Source organism: Geomonas sp. Red276, assembly GCF_054784495.1.
In genome coordinates this window covers 1-21,371 of the sequence record NZ_BLXW01000034.1, presented here as the reverse complement: position 1 = coordinate 21,371, position 21,371 = coordinate 1, and the positions used below count along the sequence as shown (strand labels likewise).

17 protein-coding genes are annotated in these 21,371 nt (G+C 62.4%); 8 read left to right on the top strand and 9 right to left on the bottom strand.

Annotated elements, in window-relative coordinates:
- Positions 1–89 precede the first annotated feature (89 nt).
- Both ACYVL5_RS18830 and ACYVL5_RS18825 read right to left on the bottom strand, forming a co-directional pair.
- Positions 90–824: a hypothetical protein gene (locus ACYVL5_RS18830; protein WP_460597117.1), complete on the bottom strand. Its 735-nt coding sequence runs from the start codon at positions 822–824 to the stop codon at positions 90–92.
- A gap of 93 nt (positions 825–917) precedes the next feature.
- On the bottom strand, positions 918–2,126 hold the full coding sequence (locus tag ACYVL5_RS18825) for a FlgO family outer membrane protein (RefSeq protein ID WP_460597116.1): 1,209 nt from the start codon (positions 2,124–2,126) through the stop codon (positions 918–920).
- A gap of 150 nt (positions 2,127–2,276) precedes the next feature.
- Here ACYVL5_RS18825 and ACYVL5_RS18820 point away from each other — a divergent pair, with 150 nt between their 5' ends.
- On the top strand, positions 2,277–2,609 hold the full coding sequence (locus ACYVL5_RS18820) for a hypothetical protein (RefSeq protein WP_460597115.1): 333 nt from the start codon (positions 2,277–2,279) through the stop codon (positions 2,607–2,609).
- On the opposite strand, the gene ACYVL5_RS18815 is transcribed toward ACYVL5_RS18820, so the two are convergent.
- A complete protein-coding gene (locus ACYVL5_RS18815) occupies positions 2,606–3,316 on the bottom strand; it encodes a hypothetical protein (protein ID WP_460597114.1) in 711 nt (236 codons plus the stop codon). The genes ACYVL5_RS18820 and ACYVL5_RS18815 overlap by 4 nt on opposite strands.
- 80 nt (positions 3,317–3,396) lie before the next feature.
- On the bottom strand, positions 3,397–4,860 hold the full coding sequence (locus ACYVL5_RS18810; protein WP_460597113.1) for a FlgO family outer membrane protein: 1,464 nt from the start codon (positions 4,858–4,860) through the stop codon (positions 3,397–3,399).
- A 483-nt stretch (positions 4,861–5,343) separates the two neighbouring features.
- On the opposite strand from ACYVL5_RS18810, the gene ACYVL5_RS18805 reads away from it, so the two are divergent.
- The 4 genes from ACYVL5_RS18805 (at position 5,344) to ACYVL5_RS18790 (ending at position 9,340) form a co-directional block, all read left to right on the top strand.
- On the top strand, positions 5,344–6,693 hold the full coding sequence (locus ACYVL5_RS18805) for a serpin family protein (RefSeq protein ID WP_460597112.1): 1,350 nt from the start codon (positions 5,344–5,346) through the stop codon (positions 6,691–6,693).
- Positions 6,694–6,856: 163 nt separating this feature from the next.
- Complete coding sequence (locus ACYVL5_RS18800) at positions 6,857–7,315, top strand: hypothetical protein (protein WP_460597111.1); 459 nt, start codon at positions 6,857–6,859, stop codon at positions 7,313–7,315.
- Between the two features lie 7 nt (positions 7,316–7,322).
- Positions 7,323–8,528, top strand: coding sequence for a M23 family metallopeptidase (locus ACYVL5_RS18795; protein WP_460597110.1), 1,206 nt, complete (start codon positions 7,323–7,325; stop codon positions 8,526–8,528).
- Between the two features lie 173 nt (positions 8,529–8,701).
- Complete coding sequence (locus ACYVL5_RS18790; protein ID WP_460597109.1) at positions 8,702–9,340, top strand: dihydrofolate reductase family protein; 639 nt, start codon at positions 8,702–8,704, stop codon at positions 9,338–9,340.
- Positions 9,341–9,393: 53 nt separating this feature from the next.
- Here the strand turns inward: ACYVL5_RS18790 and ACYVL5_RS18785 are convergent, their stop codons facing one another.
- From ACYVL5_RS18785 to ACYVL5_RS18775, 3 genes are all read right to left on the bottom strand, one after another.
- On the bottom strand, positions 9,394–12,180 hold the full coding sequence (locus ACYVL5_RS18785; RefSeq protein ID WP_460597108.1) for a GPMC system transcriptional regulator: 2,787 nt from the start codon (positions 12,178–12,180) through the stop codon (positions 9,394–9,396).
- A gap of 220 nt (positions 12,181–12,400) precedes the next feature.
- Positions 12,401–14,245 carry a TIGR04442 family protein gene (locus ACYVL5_RS18780; RefSeq protein WP_460597107.1) on the bottom strand — a complete coding sequence of 615 codons (1,845 nt, stop codon included), beginning with the start codon at positions 14,243–14,245 and terminating at the stop codon, positions 12,401–12,403.
- 50 nt (positions 14,246–14,295) lie between these two features.
- A complete protein-coding gene (locus tag ACYVL5_RS18775) occupies positions 14,296–15,051 on the bottom strand; it encodes an MBL fold metallo-hydrolase (protein WP_460597106.1) in 756 nt (251 codons plus the stop codon).
- Positions 15,052–15,241: 190 nt separating this feature from the next.
- On the opposite strand from ACYVL5_RS18775, the gene ACYVL5_RS18770 reads away from it, so the two are divergent.
- Positions 15,242–16,258, top strand: coding sequence for a glycosyltransferase family 4 protein (locus tag ACYVL5_RS18770; protein WP_460597105.1), 1,017 nt, complete (start codon positions 15,242–15,244; stop codon positions 16,256–16,258).
- A 146-nt stretch (positions 16,259–16,404) separates the two neighbouring features.
- On the opposite strand, the gene ACYVL5_RS18765 is transcribed toward ACYVL5_RS18770, so the two are convergent.
- Both ACYVL5_RS18765 and ACYVL5_RS18760 read right to left on the bottom strand, forming a co-directional pair.
- Positions 16,405–17,700: a DNA recombination protein RmuC gene (locus tag ACYVL5_RS18765; RefSeq protein WP_460597104.1), complete on the bottom strand. Its 1,296-nt coding sequence runs from the start codon at positions 17,698–17,700 to the stop codon at positions 16,405–16,407.
- Complete coding sequence (locus ACYVL5_RS18760) at positions 17,697–18,500, bottom strand: alpha/beta fold hydrolase (RefSeq protein ID WP_460597103.1); 804 nt, start codon at positions 18,498–18,500, stop codon at positions 17,697–17,699. Before ACYVL5_RS18760 ends, ACYVL5_RS18765 begins: the two co-directional genes overlap by 4 nt.
- Before the next feature lie 258 nt (positions 18,501–18,758).
- On the opposite strand from ACYVL5_RS18760, the gene ACYVL5_RS18755 reads away from it, so the two are divergent.
- Positions 18,759–19,688: a polysaccharide deacetylase family protein gene (locus tag ACYVL5_RS18755; protein WP_460597102.1), complete on the top strand. Its 930-nt coding sequence runs from the start codon at positions 18,759–18,761 to the stop codon at positions 19,686–19,688.
- Positions 19,689–19,776: 88 nt separating this feature from the next.
- Entirely contained in the window at positions 19,777–20,988 is a 1,212-nt protein-coding gene (locus tag ACYVL5_RS18750; protein WP_460597101.1) for an acetate kinase, read from the top strand.
- Positions 20,989–21,371 lie beyond the last annotated feature (383 nt).

Below are 21,371 nucleotides of genomic sequence, written 5' to 3'. Positions count from 1 at the left end.
CTACTCGCGCCCTTTCCCCCGGCACCAAAAAAAAGACCGGCCCCCCGTCGAGGAGGGCCGGTCTTTTTTGCCTTTTGCGGGGTCGTCTTCTAGAAGATCAGGTTGAGACCGGCCACGAGGCCGCGGGTGATGTCGGTGTTCTCGCCGAGACCGTTTTTATTGTACTTGGTGTCGACGTACTGGAGGCGGTAACCGACCTGGACCGACAGCGGCAGAGCCTGCGGCTTGTAGGCCAGGCCGAGCTCGCCGAGGAAGTAGTTGGAGTCGCCCTTGTCGGTCCCGAGGCTCCCTTTGCGGTCGACGTCGAGCCAGCCGAAGCCGCCGGAACCGTAGAAGGCCAGGCCGTACTTGATGTCAGCCTTGCCGGAGATGCCGATGGTGGGCCCGCCGAACTCGTACTTGAGGGAGCCGAACTTCTGGGTGATGCTCTTGTACCCAACGGTCACGGCGACCGGTGACCAGAGGAAATAGCCGACCTGGGCATCCCACTCGGACCGTTTACCGTTGAAGGTGGAGCCGTCGGTGAAGTCGGTGAACTTGAATTCGGTCTCCGGGATGAAGCTGCCGGAAACGAAGGCGTTCTGGTACTTGAGGCTCACCACCGGGATGTTGAGAACCTTCGTGTTGGAGCTGTACTGGTGTCCCGAATAGGCGTTGCCGATGGTCTCCTCGGAGGTCTTCCAGTCGGCGACCCAGGCCTTGTAGCCGATGACGGCGGCGAGCTCGGAGTTGGGCAGGAGCCTGGACATCCCCTCCTCGGCCGAGGCCACACCTGCGAAAGCCACGAGGAATGCGAGTGCGAGCGATAACGTAAGTTTCTTCATCTTTCCCTCCCTTCTTACTGGTTGTACTGGCTGCGATTGAAATAAAGGGTGTCCGCCAATGGCGGCACCGGCCATATACTCTTGGTTGCTGGATCAGAACGCCGGGGGAAGAAAGTCGGTCGCCTTCTTCTCGGTCGCCTTTTCCTGGATGGAGCGTTTGTAATCCTCGAGCTCTCGCCTCTGCTTCTCGAGCTTCAACATCATCTCCGTACGCTGCTGCTCGGCCTGCCTTTCCATGGCCCGCTTCTCAGCCTCCATCCTCCTGGCCCGTTCGGCGGAGACCCGTTCGGCTTCCGCCTTTTCCTGGGCGGCCTGCTGCGCCTTGCGCTCGGCCTCGGCCTTCGCCTCGGCGGCCTGCAGCGCGCGCATCTCGGCTTCTTCCTTCTCCTTGGCCGCCTGCTGCGCCTTGAGATCGGCCTCCTCCTTCTCCCTGGCCGACTGCTCGGCCTGCCGTTCGGCCTCTTCCTTCTCCTGGGACGCCTTTTGGGCCTTTTCGTCGGCCTCCTTGCTCTTTTGGAGCGCGTTGGCGAACTCGTTGCCTTCGCCGCGGGTCATGGCACGAACCATGTGGCCGTAGGTGACGGCACCCGGCGAGGTCTCCAGGGTGATCTCCGCGTAGGAGGTCTTCTCCTTGACCTCGGTGACCAAGAGCTCCCCTATGTTGATGGTCTCGACCTCGAGCACCTCGCCGGTCTTGGGGTGCCTGATGGTCTCTCCTTCCTTGAAGACCTGGAAGCGGATACCCGGCTTGATGCCGTGCATCTTGCCGAGGTCGATCACCACCTTGGACTGGGTCCTTTGCACCACGTATCCTTCGAGCGGGAAGGCCTGCACGATCTTTTCCGCGATCTGCGGGATGAGCTCGTTGAGTTTCGAGGTGTTGGCCGACTTGACCGTCTCGGCTGCCACGATGGAGCCGGTCTCCACGCTGATCAGCCGCGCGTTGATTTCCACGGTCCCGCCGAAGTAGAGCACCGTCCCGGTGACGACCGTCTTGACCCCGAGCAGTTTGCCGAGCTGGGTGATGCTCTGGGTATCCACCAGCCCGGAGGTGGCGAGTTTTCTCTCCTCGAGGATCTTCTGCAACAGGCGGCGTTCGATGACGTCGAAGCGGCCGGTCTCCACCATGCTGGTCACCAGCCATTCGGCGACGATCCTTCCCATGTCGGCCGATTCGGAGCTCCCCTGGGTCTGGAATTCGAGCACCGCGATTTTTGTCTTTTTGAACTCGGCCCGCGCTTCGGTTGATAGAAGTGAGATTATACTAATTAGGGCCAGGACGACGAGGGTTTTGATTTTCATGACGCCACTTCCTTAATTGTCGTTGGCAATAGCAGGATTTCCTCTTTCACGTACTTGCTATTGGCAAAGCCTTATTCAGCGACGCCTGTCGTAAGAAAGTATCACCCAATCGCGGTGAGTCAAGGGATTGAAGGCGTATGAGGATTTATATTGTATACGGTACAGTTTTGGCGTGCAGGTTACTACGAAACTGGGAGCTTGTCAAAAAAAGAAGCAGGCCGAAACACTAAATTTTTGTTCGTTTCCCATCCCGTGTTAGACGGACAGCAGCGCGGTTTTCTTCACCGGGGCTTTTTCGCCAGTTTCACACTGGCTCAATCGTTTTTTCATATATGCGGATCGCTGCCGGCAGAGCTGAGAAAGCACGGCTTGATGGCATTGAGACTGGACGTCGTCTTGTTGAAACAGAAAAAAAGGCAGCGTCCATTGCGGGCGCTGCCTTTCGGGTCAGATCGGATGCAGCAAAACGGTTTGCTGTATTAGAAGCGGTAGTCGACCCCGAAGGTGAGACCCTGGTAGGTCTCGTCAAAGCTGGTATCGGTGGAGTGCTTCTTGATCATGTAGAGCCCCTGGTACTTGTACCCGAGGTTCGCAGAGAGCCCGGCGATGATGCGGTAGCCAAGCCCGGCCTCGACTGAGAAGCCGTAGTAGTCCCGGTCGAGTAGGTCGGTCTGGAAGTTGGTATCGGTGTATTCCTGGGTGAGGTAGAGGCCGCCGAGGTTGCCGTACACGGCAAGCCCGAGCGGCAGCGGCACGTTGCCGGTCACGCCGAGCACGCCACCCTGCTTCTTGAACTTCTCGGTGCCCCCGGGGTACTTCCCTTCCAGGAAGATGGCCTTGTAACCCCCGACGATGCCGAACTGGGGGATCAGCATGTAGCCGACCAGGACGTCGATGTCGTCGCGGCTCACTTTCTCGGTGCTGTTCTCCAGCTTGTAGTCGGTGGCAGAGGTGAGGTAGGTTACGCCCGCGAAGTACTTGCCGTAGCCGATCTTGGCGGTGGGGCCGATCATCAGGGCGGGGTCCTTGGTCTTCACCGTGAAGTTGTTGCCGGAGTTGTTGGCGGCGAATTTGAAGTCGTTGTACCACCCCTTCACGCCGAGACCGAAGGAGAGGTCGTCGGCCATGGCCGTGCCTCCCAAGGCCAGAAACGCGCATGCGACAAAGACCAGTAACAATACCTTTTTCATTCCCCCTCCTGTTGATTGGTGCACCACATTGCAATTGCCGCCCGGCCGGTCTTGGTCTTCCCGGCGGGCGGTGAAAAACTCTAGAAGCTCGGCAGGATGACGTTGATGTTGTTGTTCTCCTTGTCCTTCGCCTTCTCTTCCTCGGCGGCCTTGCGCTCGGCCTCGGCCTTGCGCTCCTTCGCCTTGCGCAGCCTCTCGCGCCAGTCGTCGTCGGACTTTTTCCGCTCCCGGGCGGCCTTCTCGGCGGCGGCGACCCGCTCCTTCTCCGCCTTCTCGGCGGCCACGGCCCGCTCTTTTTCGGCCCGCTCGGCGGCGGCTGCGCGTTCGGCCTCCTGGCGCTCCTTGGCCTCACGCTCCTCGCGCTCCTTGGCGAGCGCCCGGCGGCGTTCCGTGATGGCGTCGTCGAGTTCCTTGCGCTCCCTCTCCTCCCGGGCCTTGCGCAGCTCCTCCTCGGTCTTCTTGCGCTTGAGAAGCTCCGCTTCCCGCTTGCGGCGGGCCTCCTCGAGGGCGGCTTTCTTGGCCTCCTCGAGATCCTTCTGGCGCTGGGCCTCCTCGGCAGCCTTCCTGGCGGCTTCCTCTTCGGCGGCCCTGATGGCGGCTTCCTTACGGCGGAGCTCCTCCTCGGCCGCCCGGGCGCGCAGCTCTTCTTCCTTCTTCTTGCGGGCCTCCTCGGCAAGCCGCCTGTCGGTCTCGGCCTGCTTGATCGCCTCCGCCCTGCGCTTTTGCTCCTCCTGCTCCTGGATCCGGTTCTCGGTCTCCAGCCGCTCGTCCTCGTCCTTCTTCAGGCCGCGGACCTGGCAGAGCTCGTTTACGCAGTTGTATTCCTTCTCGTTGGTGACTTCGCCGATGGAGGCCTTCTCCTTGACCTCCTTGATGACGATCTGTCCCTTCTCGATGATCTCCTCGTCGATCACCTCGCCGGTCTTGCTCCGGATCGGCTCCCCCTTGATGTAGACGAGCATCTTCATCCCCACCTTGACGCCGTGGACGCGCCCGAGGTCGATGGTGACCGTCTTCCCCTGGCGCCTTACGATGTAGCCGTAGAGCGGGAAGGCCTGGTTGATCATGTCGGCGATCTCGTCGACCTTGGAGCGGAGGTCGCTCACCGAGCCGCCGATCACCTTTTCGGTGGCGAGGATGGAGCCCGTTTCCACACTGATGATGCGGGCGTTGATCTCGATCTTGTTGTCGAAGCTCATGACCGTGCCGGTGACGACCGTCTTCACCCCGTACATTTTCCCAAGCTGGGCGGCGCTGGTGTGGTCGACGAGCCCCGAGTTGCTCATCTTCTGCTCTTCGATCAGTTTGGTGAGGAGGCTGCGCTCGATGGTGTCGAAGCGCCCGGTCTCGACCAGGCTGGTGGTGAGCCATTCGGCAACCATCTTCCCGATGTCCTTGGGAAGATTGCCGCTCTGCTCGAATTCCAGCACGGCGAGCTTTTGCTTGCTGAACCCCGCGGCCTGAGTCTCATTAGATACCACCAATGCGACCAACAGGATCATCACGGTGAGCAAAATGTGTTTTATGGTCTTTCCGGTTGCCATGCCTGTACCTGCATCTTGAGTGAAATATTGGGGAATATAGTATATAAGTCAGCGTTGGTCAACGATTTCCTGAATTTCGACTAGGAAAAAGTTGGGGTTTATATCTCTTGGAGATACCGCTTTTGCCGCGACCGCCAAAGCCCCACCTGCCGAGGCCGCAGGGGCTGCAAGTCCCGGTGTAGCAGCCTTCATTAATTTAGTGTTTTTGGGGCGTTGCCGGTCGCTCTCCACTTGCTGGATATGACGGACAGAACCGAAGGTCCCCTTGCAGATATCTCCCCGGACAAACTGTCTCAGGGAGAAGCGAGTAATGAGAGACGACTCCCGTTCATGGGCGGAAGGAGGATGGCGGACCGCAAAGGCGCAATGAAACAAACGGCATTAGATTCTTTCGTGGACCGCCTGAGAGAGTGTGTGGTACAATGCCTGCCAAAATCGCGACTTTGCGCGGGAGTTGTTGCAGTGGTAAAGGAGGGTAGTGTCATGATCGGGAAGAGATTTGCGGTACGTTTTGTCAGCATGGTGAGCTTGTGCCTGTTAGTGAGCTGCGGAGGTTCAGGCGGCTCTTCAGCCACTGCCAATGTTCCTCTTACCAGTGACAGTTACGCGATTTCGACTCTTGCCCGTAACACAACTCCGGCCGTGGTGGCTACCGATTATTCGACTGCCGTGTCGGGGACCACCCAGTTCGCGCTGCGGGCATTCCCGCTGCTTGACTCAAACCTCAACCACAACACCTTTTTCTCCCCTTACGGCATCACGGAGAACTTCCTGCTGCTCGCCCCCGGCGCCAACGGGATGACCTTTACCGGGATCCAGCAGGCCCTCTCCTTCTCGCTGCCGCCCGACTTGCTCTATCCCGCCTTCGATCAACTGGACCTGTTGGTCGCCAGCGAGACCTCCGGCTCGACCTTGAGCAACGGGCTCCACACCCCGAGCCTGGTCACCGCCAACGCCATCTGGACCCAGAACACCACCAAGGTGCTTTCCGCCTATCTCAACACCCTGGCGGTCAACTTCGGGGAAGGGGTGCACCAGCTGAACTTCGCCGCCCCCAACGCCAGTACCGTCATCAACGACTGGGTGGCTCAGAATACCAACAACCTGGTGCAGAACCTGATCCCCGCCTCTTCGGTCTCGGCGGCCACCAAGATGGTTCTCACCAATGCGACCCTGTTCGAGGCCGACCTCGCCTCTCCCTTCAACCCGAGCAACACCGCTAACAAGACCTTCTACAACCGTGACGGCTCCACCGTCTCGGTGCCGCAGATGCAGACGGTCTTTTCGTCGATGCCGTACACCGGTACCACCACCTACAAGGCGGTCGAGCTCCCGTACGCGGGAGGGCTCCTGTCGCTGGTGGTCATCGAGCCGGCCGCCGGCACCTTCGATACCTTCGCTAATTCCTTCACCCCCGCCGTGCTGAGCAGCATAACCTCGGGGCTTTACTCGACCACCGTCGATCTCACCCTGCCCAAGTTCTCCTTCAGCCAGTCGCCGGCCATGAAGAGCATCCTGCAGAGCCTGGGAATGACCAGCGCGTTCGCTCCCGGCCAGGCCGACTTCACCAAGATCGACGGCGCCACCGACCTCTACCTCGGCGACATCTTCCACCAGGCCTACGTCTCCGTCTCGGAGGGGGGGACGGTCACCGCGGTGGCCACCGGGACGCTTCCCCCCAGCCGCACCACGGTCGCGCCCTCCTCCTTCCCGGCAGGAGGGGGCGTTTCCCTGACCCAGAGCATGGTAGTCGACCACCCGTTCATCTTCCTCATTCGCGAGCGCTCCACCGGCCTCATTCTCTATCTCGGCAAAGTGGTTCACCTCTCGTAGAGGTAGATAGCGATTGGGAGGAACACGAAAAGGCGGGGATCTTTCCCGCCTTTTTCTTTTTTTTGCTCGCAAGATCTTCACGTTTGCTTTCTGATTCGGCATTTGATAGGAATGCAAGTACTGAGAAGCCGGTGTTGACTGACAAACACGGAGAGCGCCCTGTATGAAATTGAGAAACGTACTTGTACCGGTCCTGGTAGCGTTGTTGATGGTCGTCACGGAAGTAAAGAGTTTCGCAGGTGTGTACTCCGACGACCTCGCCAGGTGCATGGTGGGGGCCACCTCCGTAGAGGACCGCCGGGCCTTGGTCGTCTGGCTATTCTCGGCGGGCTCCCTGCACCCGGCGGTGAAGTCGATCACCGCGGTCTCTCCGCAGCGGCTCGACACCGCGAACAAGCTGGTGGCGGACATCGTCATGCGGCTGCTCACCGACTCCTGCGTCACCCAGGCGCGCGAGGCCATAAAGTTCGAAGGGAAGTCGGTCCTGGAAAGCAGCTTCGGCGTGCTCGGCCAGGTGGCCGGCCGGGAGCTCTTTTCCAGCCCCGAGGTGGGAGTCGCCATGCAGGGCATGGCCAAGTATCTCGACGCGGCAAAATTGAAGCAGTCGCTGGTGGAGAAATAGCCTCGCTATGTGCGTCTACCAAAGGACCTCTGTAGGCCTGACCGTGGCCGGCGGCAAAAGCTTCATCCTGCTGGTGGGCGCTGTCCTCTCGCTTGCCGGCTGCGCGGCGGGACCTCCCCCGGTGAAGGGGGACCTGCCGTGGGAGCGTGGCGGCGACTTTGCCAAGGTGAGTTCCGGCAATCGCGCCATGGTCAGAACGAGGGTCGCCCAATTCGGGGACGCGCCTGCCGCCGAGAAACCGGTCGACGCGCAGGCTCTCAACCTCGCCCCGCCGGAGGACAAGGTTCCTTCGCCCCCGCCCCCGCCTGCACTGCCGGAACCGGCGATCGCGCCACCTCCCGCGGCGGTGATCCCCCCAAACCTGATGCCGGCCACCATTCCCGCCGAAACGAAGCCCGGCTACGATTTCGCCCTCCGCGATGTCGAAGTCAAGCGTCCAGCTTTCCTGCTGAATGAAACGTCCACCACCTTCCACGATCTCATGGCATGCAACCACGGCGTGGCTCCCGTTTCCGTCGCAATGGACGTCCAGCCGGACAAAACGGAGAACGTCGAGTTGGATAAACCGATGCCGCTCGATATGGCGGTGCCCCCCAACACGGACCAGGTGATCCTTCGTTCAGGTCCCAAGGACAAAAGCGGCGCGGCAAGGCTTTCCTATACCTATTCGTGGAGTATCGGCCTTTACACCGCCGAACATCGCTGTCCGGAGGGGTACCGGTTCCCATTCGGTACCAAGGTCCATGCCTATGCGTCGGTGGCCGATAAGGCTCACACCTCCGCCTATGACCGTAACGCGATCAGTTTCGACCTCCCCAGCGGCACGGAGGTCCTGGCGGCCAGGAAGGGAACGGTCGTCGGGATCTCCCACGACAGTATCGATCTCCTGCACGATGATTCGACGATCGCCACCTACTCCCATCTCGGCAAGTTCGCCAAAGGGCTTAAGGTCGGGAAGGAGGTCGCCGCGAAAGCCCCCCTCGGTGTGGTGAAGCCGGTCGGCGCGGGAGCCGCCTATCTCTACTTCGTCGTCTGGCGCCCGGAGCCAAGGCACACCAGGACCCCCGGGTCTGGCAGGCCCTCGGCCACCTTCGAACGCGTCTCCTTCCCCGCCGAATTCTGCCCGGAGTCAGGCACCTGCTCGGTCATCACCAGCGACCAGGCCGTCCCGATCCCGGCGCCCAAGAAACGAAATCACAAAAAGCGCGGGTAACCGGAGAGCCGGCCTCGATCCCGGCTTCCCAATGGCAGGCTAAGGCAGAGGTGCCGCCGCGCCCGCCAAGGCGGATTCGCCAGCAGGTTCACGGCCGGTAGGCTACACTGTTAATCGTGGAGTGGGTGCGTCCCATTCGAAGACACAGGAGGCCTTCCACGTCGAAACTACGCGTGAATAGCTTCGCGATTTCCATCGATGGTTACGGCGCCGGACCCAATCAGGATCTCCAGAACCCGCTTGGGGTGGGTGGCGTCGATCTCGTGGAGTGGTTTTTTCAGACCCGGGTGTGGCGGGAAATGCATGGGCAGGACGGCGGGGAGACCGGCGTCGATAACGGGATGGCGGAGAAGGGATTCGCCGGTGTAGGTGCCTGGATCCTCGGCCGGAACATGTTCGGTCCCGTCCGCGGCCCCTGGCCGGATGAGAGCTGGAAGGGGTGGTGGGGTGAGGAACCGCCGTACCACGTCCCGGTCTTCGTGCTGACCCATCACCCCCGCGCGCCGTTGAAGATGAAGGGGGGAACCGAGTTCAGGTTCGTCACCGAAGGGATCGACGCCGCCTTGCGGGAGGCGATGGTCGCGGCCGGCGGCCTCGATGTCCGCCTGGGAGGCGGGGTGTCCACCATCCGCCAGTACCTGCAGGCGGGGCTGGTCGACGAGCTCCACCTGGCAATCCGCCCCGTCCTCCTCGGCAGTGGGGAGCACCTGCTGAACGGCATCAACATGCGGGCCCTCGGTTATGACTGCGTGGAGTCGATAGCCGGCGAGCGGGCGACCCACGTCATCCTTCGCAAGCGGACAGAGACCTGACCGGGCACGACCGGCGAGAATGATCCGGCGACCCCGGCAGGCCAACCTCCCGGCTAGATCCTCACGGTCTTGTAAAGGAAGTTCTTGAAGCGGAAAAAGCGTTTGCGCTCTTCCTCATCGGTCTGGGGATCGCCGGTCACCGCTTTCAGGTGGCGGGCGATTTCCGGCATGCTCTTGCCGTTGGTGAGGCGGCTCTTCTCCACCACCAGGCAGACCACGTCCCGCGAGATTCTACTCTGTGAGTACGGTTCGTACACCGCTTCCCAGAAGTCCTTCCCCTCGGCGATCTCCTTCATGATCGAGCCGGCTACCTCGTCCGCCAGCCGCTCCGTCGGGGGGGCGCCCTGTCCCCGCATCCCGTCCCGGATGGCCCGCCTGATGTCTTCGCCGGTCACCACTTTCCCCGCCCTGAAAAAGAGCGCCCTCAAGAGAATGCTTCGCAGCTCGCGGATGTTCCCCTGGTAGTTGTGGCTGACCAGCGCCTCCTTGGCCTCCTTGGAGAGGCTGGGGGCGTCGTCGCGGCTCTCCTCCTCGCGGCTTCTATAGGTCCGGTAGAGCTTGCCTAAGAAGTGGGTGGAGAGGTCGGGGATGTCCTCGCGCCGCTCGTTCAGCGACGGGACCACCACGGAGAGCTCGGAAAGCCGGTGGTAGAGGTCTTCGCGGAAGTTCCCGAGCGCGATCTCCTTCTGGAGGTCCTTGTTGGTGGCGGCCACCAGCAGGACGCGGCTGATGCGCTCGCGGTTTTCCCCCAGCCGCACGAAGCCGCCGTTGTCGAGGAAGCGGAGGAGCTGGACCTGGGTCTTGGGGTCGGCGTCCCCGATCTCGTCCAGGAAGACGATCCCTCCCCGGGCCTCCTCGATGATCCCGCGCCGGTCGCTGTAGGCGCCGGTGAAGGCCCCCTTGGCGTGGCCGAAGAGTTCGGAGTAGGTGAGTTCCCCGCTGTAGGCGGCGATGTTGGTCTTTTTCACCGGCAGCTCGCCGTCCGGGTTGACCTCCTGGCGGTAGAGCTCGTTCAGCTTGTTGTAGAGGTTGTTGAAGAAGAACTCCTTGCCGGCGCCGGTCGGCCCCAGCACCAGGATGGAGGGGAGCCCGATGGTGGCCTCCTGGAGGATGTTCTTGCTCCAGAGGGTGATGCGGTTGGAGAGCGGGCGCGACACCGTGTTGATGAAGGCGACGATCTCCTGGGCCTTGCGGCTGTTGCCGATGATGTTGCCCAGCCGATAGGAGGAGACCTTCGGGTCCTTGTAGGCGATGTCGCTCTGGAGTCTGGTGACCTCGTGCTGCAGGCGGTCGATCCGCTGGATGTCGGAGATGTGCCGCGAGGTCAGCCGGTCGATGATCTGCAGTATCCGCTTGTGCTCCTGGGTGAAGTACCCCTCCTGCAGCGAGTTGAGGCAGATGACGGCGATCACCACGTCGTCGCTCACCACCGGCACCGCGATCTCGCTCTTGATCAGCTCGCTCATCGGGCGGTGAAAGCCGCTGTGCTGGCTGTAGTCCGCCACCCGGCCGATGATCTTCGGCTCCTTCACCCATGCCACGTACCCGGTGAGACTCCGCTCCTCGGGAGGGAGCTCGGGCCCGCCGATCTTGAAGGGGGGGATCTTCTTCTTGATCCATTCCTTGTTCTTGGCGCCGATGATGTTCCCCTCCTCATCCTCGACCACGAGCCACTTGTCCCCCTCGCGCTCCTCCACGATGGCGATGCTCCCGGTGTCGGCGCCGATCAGCTCGGTCGCCTTGGAGAGGACCTTGGTTAGGAACTGGTGGAGCCCCTCGTTTCTCTCCTGAAGCAGGTCGGAGATCTCGGAGAGGACCCGGATCTCGAGGTGCTCGCCGCCGACCTCGTTGATGACCCGCTCCACCATCTCGGCGTGGGTTTGCAAAAGACCCATCTCGAATTCGGTAAACCGGGTGGCCTGGCGGGTGAAGTAGTTGATGAGGCAGATGAGCCGGCGGGAGTCGGGCTCGTAGCGGGGGACCATGTAGAGGCTTCTAAGCGACATCTCCTCGGTCAGTGCCCGGCGCTGGATGTTCAGCTCCGCGAGGTCCTCGAAGAAGATCGGGGAGAGGAGCCGGTCGTCGGCGATCACCCCCGCCTCGTTGACGTAGCGGGAGACGAGGGAGCTCCCCTGCTTGAGATCGACGCTCCCGACGGTGTCGTACAGGCGTTTGAGGTCCGGATCGGCGGCGTGGCTTGCCAGCACCTCCATGATCCCGTTCGAGGGTACGAGCACCGAGGCGAGCGTCAGCCCGTCGATCAGACGCACCGCGGAGCGCACCATGAAGCCGGCCGCCTCCCTCCTCTTGTAGAGCTCGACCCGCCTGGTCAAAAGGAGCTGCTGGTGATATTTGCGCGCCATGTCCACCCGCTCCCCGGCCCGGCCGAGGAAGGGGGTGAGCCGGGCGATCTGGGCCGGGGAGAGAAGGGCGCCGTCCACGCAGACGACCCCGATCGACTTGCCGGAGCTGGTGATGGGAACCAGGGTGGTGCCGTCGATCCGGAAGCGGTGGGAAAAGTCGCGGTCCAGGGGGAGGCCGGTCTCGGCGGGATGGTGGTACTGCGCCATCCTCTGCCCGAGGAAGGCGATGGAGACACCGCTCTCCTGGGAGATGATCGGGAAGGTGACCTCGCGGATCTCCCCAGCGAAGCTGCCGCAGGAGTAGGCGCAGGAGAGGGCGCCGCGGGTAAGGTCCTCCAGGTAGATCCGCACCCGCTCCTGGGAGGAGACCAGCCGGGTCCCCTGTCCGACCAGGTGCAGCATTTCGTCCAGGTTCTCTTTCCCGAACGTCTCGATTTTGTCGCTGATCCTTGCCAGCTGCTCGGTTATCGCGGTCATCGCTCCCTCTGAGTACAAAATTTACACACCTGGGTAGATTAGAGAAAAAGTGGCAGGGTGTCAAGGCTGGGGAGGAGGATGGGAGGAAAGCGGGCGAGAGTCAATCTTCCCTCTCCCCGGAAGAGGGGCAGGGGTGAGGGACGGGGTAGGGGGGAGACCTCCCTCACCCGCCCTTCGGGCCCCCTCTCCCCTGAAGGGGCGAGGGGGATAGGGGAATGGGTTAGTTGAGCCCTTTGCGGATCTGGTAGAGCTCTTCCAGGTTGAGGCCGTTCAGCTCGAAGAACTCGCGCTCCAGTTCCTCGACGTAGAAGCGGTCGAGGCCGGAGTTCTCCAGGAAGTCTTCGCGCAAGGAGCTGTCCTTCTCGGCGATGATCTGCGGGAGGAGGTTGTGGATGTAGACCGCCTCCTTCTTGATGGTGAGGATCACCTCGTGGAACAGGTACTGCGGGATCTCCCCTTCCAGGAGCTTCTTGTGCTGCAGCTCCTCGGTGAGCTCCTGCTTGAGGGCCTCCTGGTCGGCCTTGGTGTGGTACTTCGAGTAGAAGTTCCTGATCCTCTCCTTCACGTGCTCGAGCAGGGTCAGGTAGATCCGCTCGTCGCTGTCGATCCTCTGCAGATGGTCGAGGAGCGCGTGGGTGGTCATCCGGTTCTCCTCGATGAGCTTCAGCCCCTCCGCCAGGTGGGTGACCTTTTTCCTGCCGTAGATCCCCAGGTACTTGTCCTCGAAGATCCCCGAGAGGAAGAGCTTGGTGAAAAGGTCGGGGGCCAGCATGTCGAAGGCGCTCTTGTTCCCCAGGAGGCTTCTGATCATCTCCTCGGTCACCTTGACGTTCTCCATGAAGGCGAGCCGGTTGATGGCGGAGGAGGTGGCGTCGTAGCGGTCGAAGTAGGTGATGATGTAGGAGTACCCTTCCAGGATCGAGATGTCGGCGCCGTCGCGGATCTTCTCGTCGCAGGCCTTGCTGGCATCCAGAAGCATCTCCTCGAAGGCGTGGTCGCGGTTTTCGGCGGCCTGCTTCTTCGCGTAGAGGAGCTTCAGCATGTCCTCGGTGTCGATGGTGCTCTCGATGTGCCGCTCGGAGAGGAACATCCCTTCCAGGATCTGCCTCGTCTCGGAGATGTAGTTGCTCTCCTCCAGGTCGACAAGCTTCTTGTCCTTCTTGAGCATCTCGTCCAGGGTGTAGAAGAGCGCCCCCGGGATCTTGTTCCTGACCGAGAGGGTCTTAAGCCGCGTCAAGCGGGCGTTTTCGAGCTTGTTGATCTCCCCCTTGCGGTTGCAGGCGATCAGGATGTTCTTGTACTCGTCGACGATCCGGCGGTTGTCCGGATGCTTGTACATGACGTCGATCCGGATCCGCTCCTGCTGGTAGCGGTCGATGCCGTAACGCTCGGCGAGGACGGCCAGCATCTGGAAGTCGGCGTCGGTGATTTTCTTGTTGTTGAAGTAGAGGGTGCGGAAGATCTCGCAGTACTCGCGATGGCGGGTGTTGATCAGCTTGAAGAGGAAGAGGTGGGCGGTCGGCTCGTCCAGGATGCTTAAGACCTCCTGGATGATGGCGTTGTCGTCCTCCTGGCCGACCGCGAAGCTTCTCTTGAGCGCCTTGCCGAGCACCCGGACGATCCGCTCCTGCTGCTCGTGGAGAAGCCCGGTGAAGTCGGCGCCGGTCAGCGCGAAGAAGTAGTTGAAGACGGCGTTGCCGTCGAAGAAGATCTTGTCGTAGCTCAGGTAGCCGTCGGTGCGGTCGGAGAAGCGCAGCGTGCCGGACTTGTGGTCGTAGTGGGTGCCGTAGACCACCAGCCGGTTGGAGACCTCCTCCTTGGCGAGGTCGGCGATCGGCTGGTCGACGCCGAACATGTACTCGCAGAAGATGCCGCCGTTGCCTCGGTGGCTGATCCCGTCGCGCCCTATGATGAACTCGTTGCCGGGGGAGAAGAAGCGGATCTCGTTGGAGTCGGCGTGGTCGGTGTTGAAGAAGTAGCGGTTGTAGGCCTCGTTGCCGGCTGTGATGGCATAAAACTCGATGTGGTCGTTGGCATAGCCGTGCAGTCGAATGTCTCTGAACATCAGGTTCCGTCCGTTTCTTGGGTGGCTTGCCCCTTGGCTTGGCACGTCGATCAAAGTTCCACCGCCATGCCGTCATACGCCAGCTCCACGCCGTCGGGGAGCTTCTCGCCGTCTTTGTGGTGCACCTCGTGGGTGAGGTGGGTGAGCAGGGTCCGCCGCGGTTTGAGTTCCCGCACCACCTGCAGCGCCCCCTCGATGTTGAAGTGGTTGGGGTGCGGCGAGTAGCGCAGGGCGTCGATGATCAGCAGCTCGAGCCCGTTGAGGAGGGCCATCGAGCTCTCCGGGATGCTGCTGCAATCGGTCAGGTATGCCGCGTCGCCGAACCGGTAGCCGGTGGTGGCGAAGGATCCGTGTCGCATCGGGATCGGGACGATGCGGCAGCCGAAGAGCTCGAAAGCCTCCTCGACCGAAAACGGCTCCATGAGGGGGGCGTACCCGTCGGTCTGCCTCCCCTCGAAGATGTAGCCGAAGCTCGCCGCCACCTTATCCATGGTGTCGGGGCTGCCGTAGCATGGGATCACCTTGCGGTGCAGGAAAAAGAAGCCGCGCAGGTCGTCGATGCCGTGAATGTGGTCGGCATGGGTGTGGGTCAGCAGCACCGCGTCGATCCGCGGGATCGCTTCCCTGAGCGCCTGCTCGCGCAGGTCCGTCGAGGTGTCCACCAGGATGCGGCTACCTCCGCACTCGACCAGGATCGAGGCACGGGTTCGCTTGTCGCGCGGGTCGGTTGAATCGCAGACCTGGCAATGGCAACCTACCATCGGGACACCCGTCGAGGTACCAGAGCCGAGGATGGTAATTTTCATGTGTGGCACCTCGGAATGGCGTAAATTAGCATGATTCAAGCGGGTGAGGCAAGGGTTATCCCTTGACTGCCGTGGGAATCTTGGCCATCATGCGGCGTCGATCTGGTATGATTTTTAACCGGGGGGCTCTCATTGGCGAGAGGGGCCCGTTCGCCGGCAGTTCGAAACGAAAGAAGAGCTGGAGGATTCCATGCGGGTAGCGATGATCGCCCCAAACTACACATCCGGAAAAACGGGGAACTTCGTAACCGTGAGCAGGCTGGAGCGCCACCTGCGGGACCTGGGCTGCGAAGTGAAGGTCTTCGGCGTCGACCGGTTGACCGCCGAGAAACTCCTGCAGGGGGTGAATGATTTCGCCCCCCAGCTGCTGCACGCCTTCCACGGCTACTCAGGGGGCAGGGTTGCCCACGCGCTGGCCGAGGAGCTGGGGATCAGGTACCTGGTCACCATCACCGGAACCGACGTCTACCAGACCCTCATCGACCAGCGCAGTCACGAAACCCACCTGGCCCTGCGGGGCGCCGAGCGGCTGGTGGTCTTCGACTGCGCCATCAAGAGAAGGCTTGCCGAGCATCTCCCCTCGCTTGAGCCGAAGACCACGGTGATCGCCCAGGGGGTGGATCTTTTGGAGGGTTGTCAGGGCGCGGCCGAGGACAAGGGGGACGCCTTCACCTTTCTCTTCCCGGCGGGCCTGCGCCCGGTCAAGAACGTCCTCTTCCCGCTGGCTCCTCTGCAGCTCCTCCACGCCGTCTATCCCCAGATCCGCCTCCAGCTGGTCGGCCCGGTGATGGACTCCGCGTATGCGGAAGAGGTGCTCAATGCCGTCGAGAACTTCCCCTTCGCCCGCTACCTCGGTGAGGTGCCCCACCACTCCATGGCGGCCTTGTACCGGGGGGCCGACGTGGTCCTCAACTGCTCTTTCTTCGAGGGGGGAATGGCGAATGCCCTGCTGGAGGCGATGGCGTGCGGGAAGGCGGTGCTCGCCTCCGACATCGAGGGGAGCCGATCCATCGTGAAGGAGGGGGTGACCGGCCTTCTCTACCGCGACGAGGCGGAGTTTCGTCACAAGGCCGAGCGGCTTATCAACGACCCCCATCTGCGGGAGCAGCTGGGGAACAACGCCTGCGAGCTGGTCGCGGAGAAGCACTCTCCCGAGGCGGAGGCGCAGGCGTACCTGGAGCTCTACCAAAGTATCCTCGCCGACTAGCCCCTTCCCCACCCCTTACCCAGAGGATTTCCTCCCCTCACCCCTTCAGGGGGTGGCCGAAGGCCCTTAAAAATATACCCTCGCCCCTTCAGGGGAGAGGGTGGCCGAAGGCCGGGTGAGGGATGTTTTCTGCCGCCCCCTTCCCGTTACCCCTCGTGTTCCCCATCCTGCTGAACACTCTCAAGCCCCAACAACCCCTTCGCCTCCTGCTCCGGCAGCTGCTCGATGCCGTGCATCTTCTTCTGGATCCTGCGGGTCCTGGTCGCGGCGGTGTCGATGCTGGAGGATGCCTCGTCGAGCTTCTTCCTGGTCTTGTCGAGCAGCGAGCCGAAGGTGGCGAACTCGCTCTTGATGGCACCCAAAAGGCGCCAGACCTCGCTGCTGCGTTTCTCGATGGTGAGGGTTCTAAAGCCTAAGCTCAGCGAGGAGAGGAGGGCGGCCAGGGTGGTGGGCCCGGCGATGATCACCTTGTACTCCCGCAGGATGCTGTCGAAGAGACCGGGGCGCCCGAGCACCGTGGCGTAGCTTCCCTCGTTGGCGAGGAACATGACGGCGAAGTCGGTGGTGTCCGGCGGCGCGATGTACTTGTCGCAGATCAGCTTGGCCATCCCCGCCACCGTCCGCTCCAGCTGGCGGGAGGCCTCCTGGATCTGGAGCTGGTTCCCGTGCTCCTGGGCCTCCACGAGCCGCAGGTAGTCCTCCTGGGGGAACTTCGCGTCGATCGGGAGCCAGAGCGGCCTGTCGTCGCGCCCCGGGAGGCGGATGGCGAACTCCACCCGGGCGTCGCTCCCCGGCTTGGTGGCGACGTTGGCGTCGAACTGGTCCGGGGTCATGATCTGCTCCAGGAGGTTGTGGAGCTGGACCTCGCCGAGGGTCCCGCGGGTCTTCACGTTGGAGAGGACCTTCTTGAGATCCCCCACCCCGGCGGCCAGGTTCTGCATCTCCCCCAGCCCCTTGTGGACCTGCTCGAGTTGCCCGCTCACCTGCTTGAACGATTCCCCGAGCCGCTTCTCCAGGGTCTGGTGGAGTTTCTCGTCCACCGTCGCCCGCATCTGCTCGAGCTTTTGGGCGTTGTCCTCCTGGAGCCACTTGAGCCTGAGATCCACCGTTTCCCTCAGCTTGTCGAGCCGCTGCTCGTTGCTCGCGGTGAGGGTCCCCAACTGCTTGCTGAAGCCCTCCATCTGACCCTTTTGCAGTGACGCGATGTCGATCATCCCGCGCTGCACCGTCTCCCCGAACTGGCGAAGGGTGCCGGAGAGCTCCTCCCGGTTTCTCCCCAGTTCGGCCTGGAACATCCTTTCCAGCCTCTCGACCGATCTCTCCAGTTCATCGAACCGGCGCTGGCCGGAGGCGTTGCGCAGCGCGCTGACGAGCGTCCAGACGGAGACCGCCAGGGTGGCGCCGCAGACAAGGAGCAGGATCAGCGGGAACTCCTGGCTCATCCACGCTCCTTGAGGCCGTTGAGGAAGTTCAAGAGGATGGCGTTGAACTCGGCGGGGCGCTCGAGGTTCAGCATGTGCCCCGCCTTTTCGATGGTGACGCTCTGGCAGTCGGGGAGATGGGAGCTGAAGATGGAGACGGCGTCCGGGGAGGCGGCCCGGTCCTCGCGGCCGGAGAGCACCAGGCAGGGCCGGGTCACCTCGGGGAGGAGGGTGGTGTAATCCTTGCGGTCGCGCATGGCGAGGAGCCCCCCGGCGAGCGCGTGCGGGCTCGTGTCGCGCATCCAGGAGGTGACCTGGGCGATCAGTTCCGGATGCTCCTCCGAGGTGCCGGGGGCGAAGAGGAGCTCGGCGAAGATCTTGGTGATCGGGTTGGCCCCCATCCGCTCGGCCTCCGCCGCCATGACCGTCCGGCGGGCGCGCCCCGTCTCGTCGTCGGCGGCGCTCTTGGTGGCGATGAAGCAGGCGGCGCGGACCCGCTCAGGGTAGCGCTCCAGGAGGTTCAAAAGTATGTACCCTCCCATGGACATACCCCCGATGGTGGCCTGCTCGATGTCCAGCGAGTCGAGAAGGGCGATGATGTCGTCCGCGAAGCGGTCGATGCTGTAGCCGGAGGAGGGGACGTCGCTGGCGCCGAAACCCCTCAGGTCGGGGGCAAGGAGCCGGTAGCCGGCGGCGGCCAGGGGCTCCAGTTGCGGCTGCCACATCTGCCGGTTGAGGGGGAAACCGTGGATCAGCAGGACGGCCGGCCCTTGGCCGCAATCGTCGTAGGCGAGGTTTATGTCGTCTATTCTCAGTTTCATGGTCAGGTCCTCTCCGAGCGTGAATTGGTGTCGCGGCCCCGTCCCGGCCGCTTTGGGGTGGCTCGGCGCGGGGTAGTATAGAGGAACGGCGGGGAAAATCAAAGGGAAAGGGTGGCCGGGGGGCGCTTTGCAATGGTTAATGATAAAGGTATATTAATATAAAAACCTGAACTGTCGATCCTGATCTCCCCGGACGGAGCGGCGAATTCGACACCCAACTCGCCACTTCGGCCGGTCAAACTATGAGGAGCGATCGCTATGGAACTTCTGAACGAGGAACTGGTGGCAAGGCTCTACTACCACGTGAAGCCGTTCATCCCGCGCAGGATGCAGCTCGGTATGCGGAGCCTGGTGGCGCGGCAGAAGCGCTACGCCCACCGCGACGACTGGCCGATCGACCAGCGCGCGGCAGCGACCCCTCCCGGCTTTTTCGGGTGGCCGGACGGCAAGCGTTTCGCGCTGGTGCTCACTCACGACGTCGATACCGCCCGCGGGGTGGCCCGCTGCCAGCCTTTGATGGAGCTGGAAAGGGAGGCGGGCTTCCGCTCCTCCTTCAATTTCGTCGCCAGGGATTACTACCTTCCCACCGATCTCAGGAGGCGGCTGGTCGCGGAGGGGTTCGAGGTGGGGGTGCACGGCCTCGAGCATGGGCGCCAGCTGTACGAGTCGGCGGCGGCCTTCGCGGAGCACGCCCGGGGGATCAACCAATGCCTGGCCGATTGGGATGCCGTGGGGTTCCGCTCTCCCTGCATGTACCACAACTTCGACTGGCTGCATGCGCTCGAGATAAGCTACGACGCGTCGTCCTTCGACACCGACCCCTTCGAGCCGCAGTCCGACGGCGTGGCCACCATCTACCCCTTTTATCACCGCCAGCCGGACGGGGAGGGGTACGTCGAACTTCCCTACACCCTGCCGCAGGACTTCACCGTCTTCGTGCTCTTCGCCGAGGGCGACATCGAGATCTGGAAACGAAAGCTCGCCTGGCTTGCCGAGTGGGGAGGGATGGCCCTCCTCATCACCCATCCCGACTACATGAGTTTCGACCATCCGCCGCGCTTCGACGAGTACGATGCGGAACGCTACCGGGAGCTGCTCGCTCACGTAAGAGCCCGATACCAAGGTGAATTCTGGCACGTCCTACCGCGGGAGATGGCGGCCTTCTGGAAGGAACAGGTGGTGGGGTGAACGCTAACGGTCCCCATAGCATTGCACTTTTTGTAAACGCGTGCTAAATTGCCCGCTTCGGCCGATAGGGCCAGAGGTGGACCGTAACATGCTTATACTCACGCTCAATTGCCGCAGGTTCTCGCTCCAGTACCAGTTGTACGACTGGGGAAGACGGGTTTCGCTGGCCAACGGGAAGGTGGAACGGATAGTGGTGGGGGATTCCTTCGTGACCCACCGGGTTCCCGGCAGCGCCCCCCAGCACCGCGACCGGGACTGTGCCGATCACCGGGACGCGTTGAGGCTGGTGCTCGACGTTCTCACCGACCCGCAGATCGGCGTCATTCCCGAAGTTTCCCGCATCGCCGCCGTCGGCCACCGCGTCGTTCACGGCGGCGAGAAGTTCACCCAGTCGGCCCTCATCACCGAGCCGGTCACCGACGCCATCCGGGAGATGGCCAGCCTGGCCCCCCTCCACAACACCCCAAACCTCGCCGGCATCCGCGCCGCCGGCGAACTCCTTCCGGATCTCCCCCAGGTAGCCATTTTCGACACCGCCTTCCACCAGACCATGCCGGCCGAGGCCTACATGTACCCGATCCCCTACGACTGGTACAGAAAACATGGCGTCCGGCGTTACGGCTTCCACGGGCAGTCACACCTCTATGCCGCCCGACGGGGCGCCGCCCTGGCCGGGGTGCCGCTGGGCAGGGCCAACATGATCACCGTCCACACCGGCAACGGGGTTTCCCTCTGCGCCCTGCGTAACGGCGTCTCGGTCGATACCAGCATGGGGTTGACCCCGCTGGAGGGGGTGATGATGGGGACCCGCTGCGGCGACATCGACGCCGGCATCATCCCGTTCATGATGAACGAGGCCGGTGTCTCCGCCTCCGAGCTCGATCTTTTCATGAACCAGAAGAGCGGGGTGGCCGGGATCACGGGGCGGAAGATGTCGCGGCGCGAAGTGGTCGAGGAGGCGGAGCACGGGGACGAGCGTTCCCGGCTGGCGCTCGAGATGGAATGTTACCGGCTCAGGAAGTACCTTGGCGGCTACTTCGCGGTGGTCGGCAAGCCGGACGCCATTGTCTTCACCTATGGGGAGGGTTGGGAGGATTGGCCGGTCCGCGGGCTGACACTGCAGGCGATGGAGCATTTCGGGATCAAGGTCGATGTAGCGCGGGACGTCGAGGCGGTCCGCAGGCGGGAGGAGGTCGAGATCAGCGCCGACGACTCGGCCATCAAGGTCTTCGCCGTTCCCTCCGGCGAGGATATGGTGTTGAACGAAGACGTCGCCCGCATCCTCGGGTGGAACAGCTAGCACCCCTTGCCCACTCGTACCCCCTCGCGCGGGGGTAAAGAGATCCCTATCTCCTCCCTTCTTTAGGGAAAGGGCAAAGAAATCCATGTCCCCTCGCCCCTTTAGGGGAGAGGGTAAAAGTTAGGTTCCCTCCCCTTCAAGGGGAGGGGCAGGGTGAGGATGGGGTTCATAACAGAAAAGGCCTCCGACGATGATCCAAGCCGTTTACCTAACGTGTTGAAAAAATCTTGACAATTACCCGTACCCCCCTAGTCTAAGCGGCTAGGGGGGTTTTGTTATGTCTGTTTCTACAAACGGAGAGGGGCCACCGCGTATCCCGTTGGAAGCCGCTGGCATCCAAGTCAACTTCTGCAAGAATCCGAACTGCTTAAACTTCGGGGTCC

Bases quoted from the DNA above. Each gene is read 5' to 3' on its own strand.
- ACYVL5_RS18800 (WP_460597111.1), top strand. From the start codon at position 6,857: ATGAAATTGAGAAACGTACTTGTACCGGTCCTGGTAGCGTTGTTGATG.
- ACYVL5_RS18765 (WP_460597104.1), bottom strand. From the start codon at position 17,700: ATGAGCCAGGAGTTCCCGCTGATCCTGCTCCTTGTCTGCGGCGCCACC.
- ACYVL5_RS18785 (WP_460597108.1), bottom strand. From the start codon at position 12,180: ATGACCGCGATAACCGAGCAGCTGGCAAGGATCAGCGACAAAATCGAG.
- ACYVL5_RS18755 (WP_460597102.1), top strand. From the start codon at position 18,759: ATGGAACTTCTGAACGAGGAACTGGTGGCAAGGCTCTACTACCACGTG.
- ACYVL5_RS18770 (WP_460597105.1), top strand. From the start codon at position 15,242: ATGCGGGTAGCGATGATCGCCCCAAACTACACATCCGGAAAAACGGGG.
- ACYVL5_RS18795 (WP_460597110.1), top strand. From the start codon at position 7,323: ATGTGCGTCTACCAAAGGACCTCTGTAGGCCTGACCGTGGCCGGCGGC.
- ACYVL5_RS18825 (WP_460597116.1), bottom strand. From the start codon at position 2,126: ATGAAAATCAAAACCCTCGTCGTCCTGGCCCTAATTAGTATAATCTCA.
- ACYVL5_RS18810 (WP_460597113.1), bottom strand. From the start codon at position 4,860: ATGGCAACCGGAAAGACCATAAAACACATTTTGCTCACCGTGATGATC.
- ACYVL5_RS18750 (WP_460597101.1), top strand. From the start codon at position 19,777: ATGCTTATACTCACGCTCAATTGCCGCAGGTTCTCGCTCCAGTACCAG.
- ACYVL5_RS18830 (WP_460597117.1), bottom strand. From the start codon at position 824: ATGAAGAAACTTACGTTATCGCTCGCACTCGCATTCCTCGTGGCTTTC.
- ACYVL5_RS18815 (WP_460597114.1), bottom strand. From the start codon at position 3,316: ATGAAAAAGGTATTGTTACTGGTCTTTGTCGCATGCGCGTTTCTGGCC.
- ACYVL5_RS18760 (WP_460597103.1), bottom strand. From the start codon at position 18,500: ATGAAACTGAGAATAGACGACATAAACCTCGCCTACGACGATTGCGGC.
- ACYVL5_RS18775 (WP_460597106.1), bottom strand. From the start codon at position 15,051: ATGAAAATTACCATCCTCGGCTCTGGTACCTCGACGGGTGTCCCGATG.
- ACYVL5_RS18780 (WP_460597107.1), bottom strand. From the start codon at position 14,245: ATGTTCAGAGACATTCGACTGCACGGCTATGCCAACGACCACATCGAG.
- ACYVL5_RS18805 (WP_460597112.1), top strand. From the start codon at position 5,344: ATGATCGGGAAGAGATTTGCGGTACGTTTTGTCAGCATGGTGAGCTTG.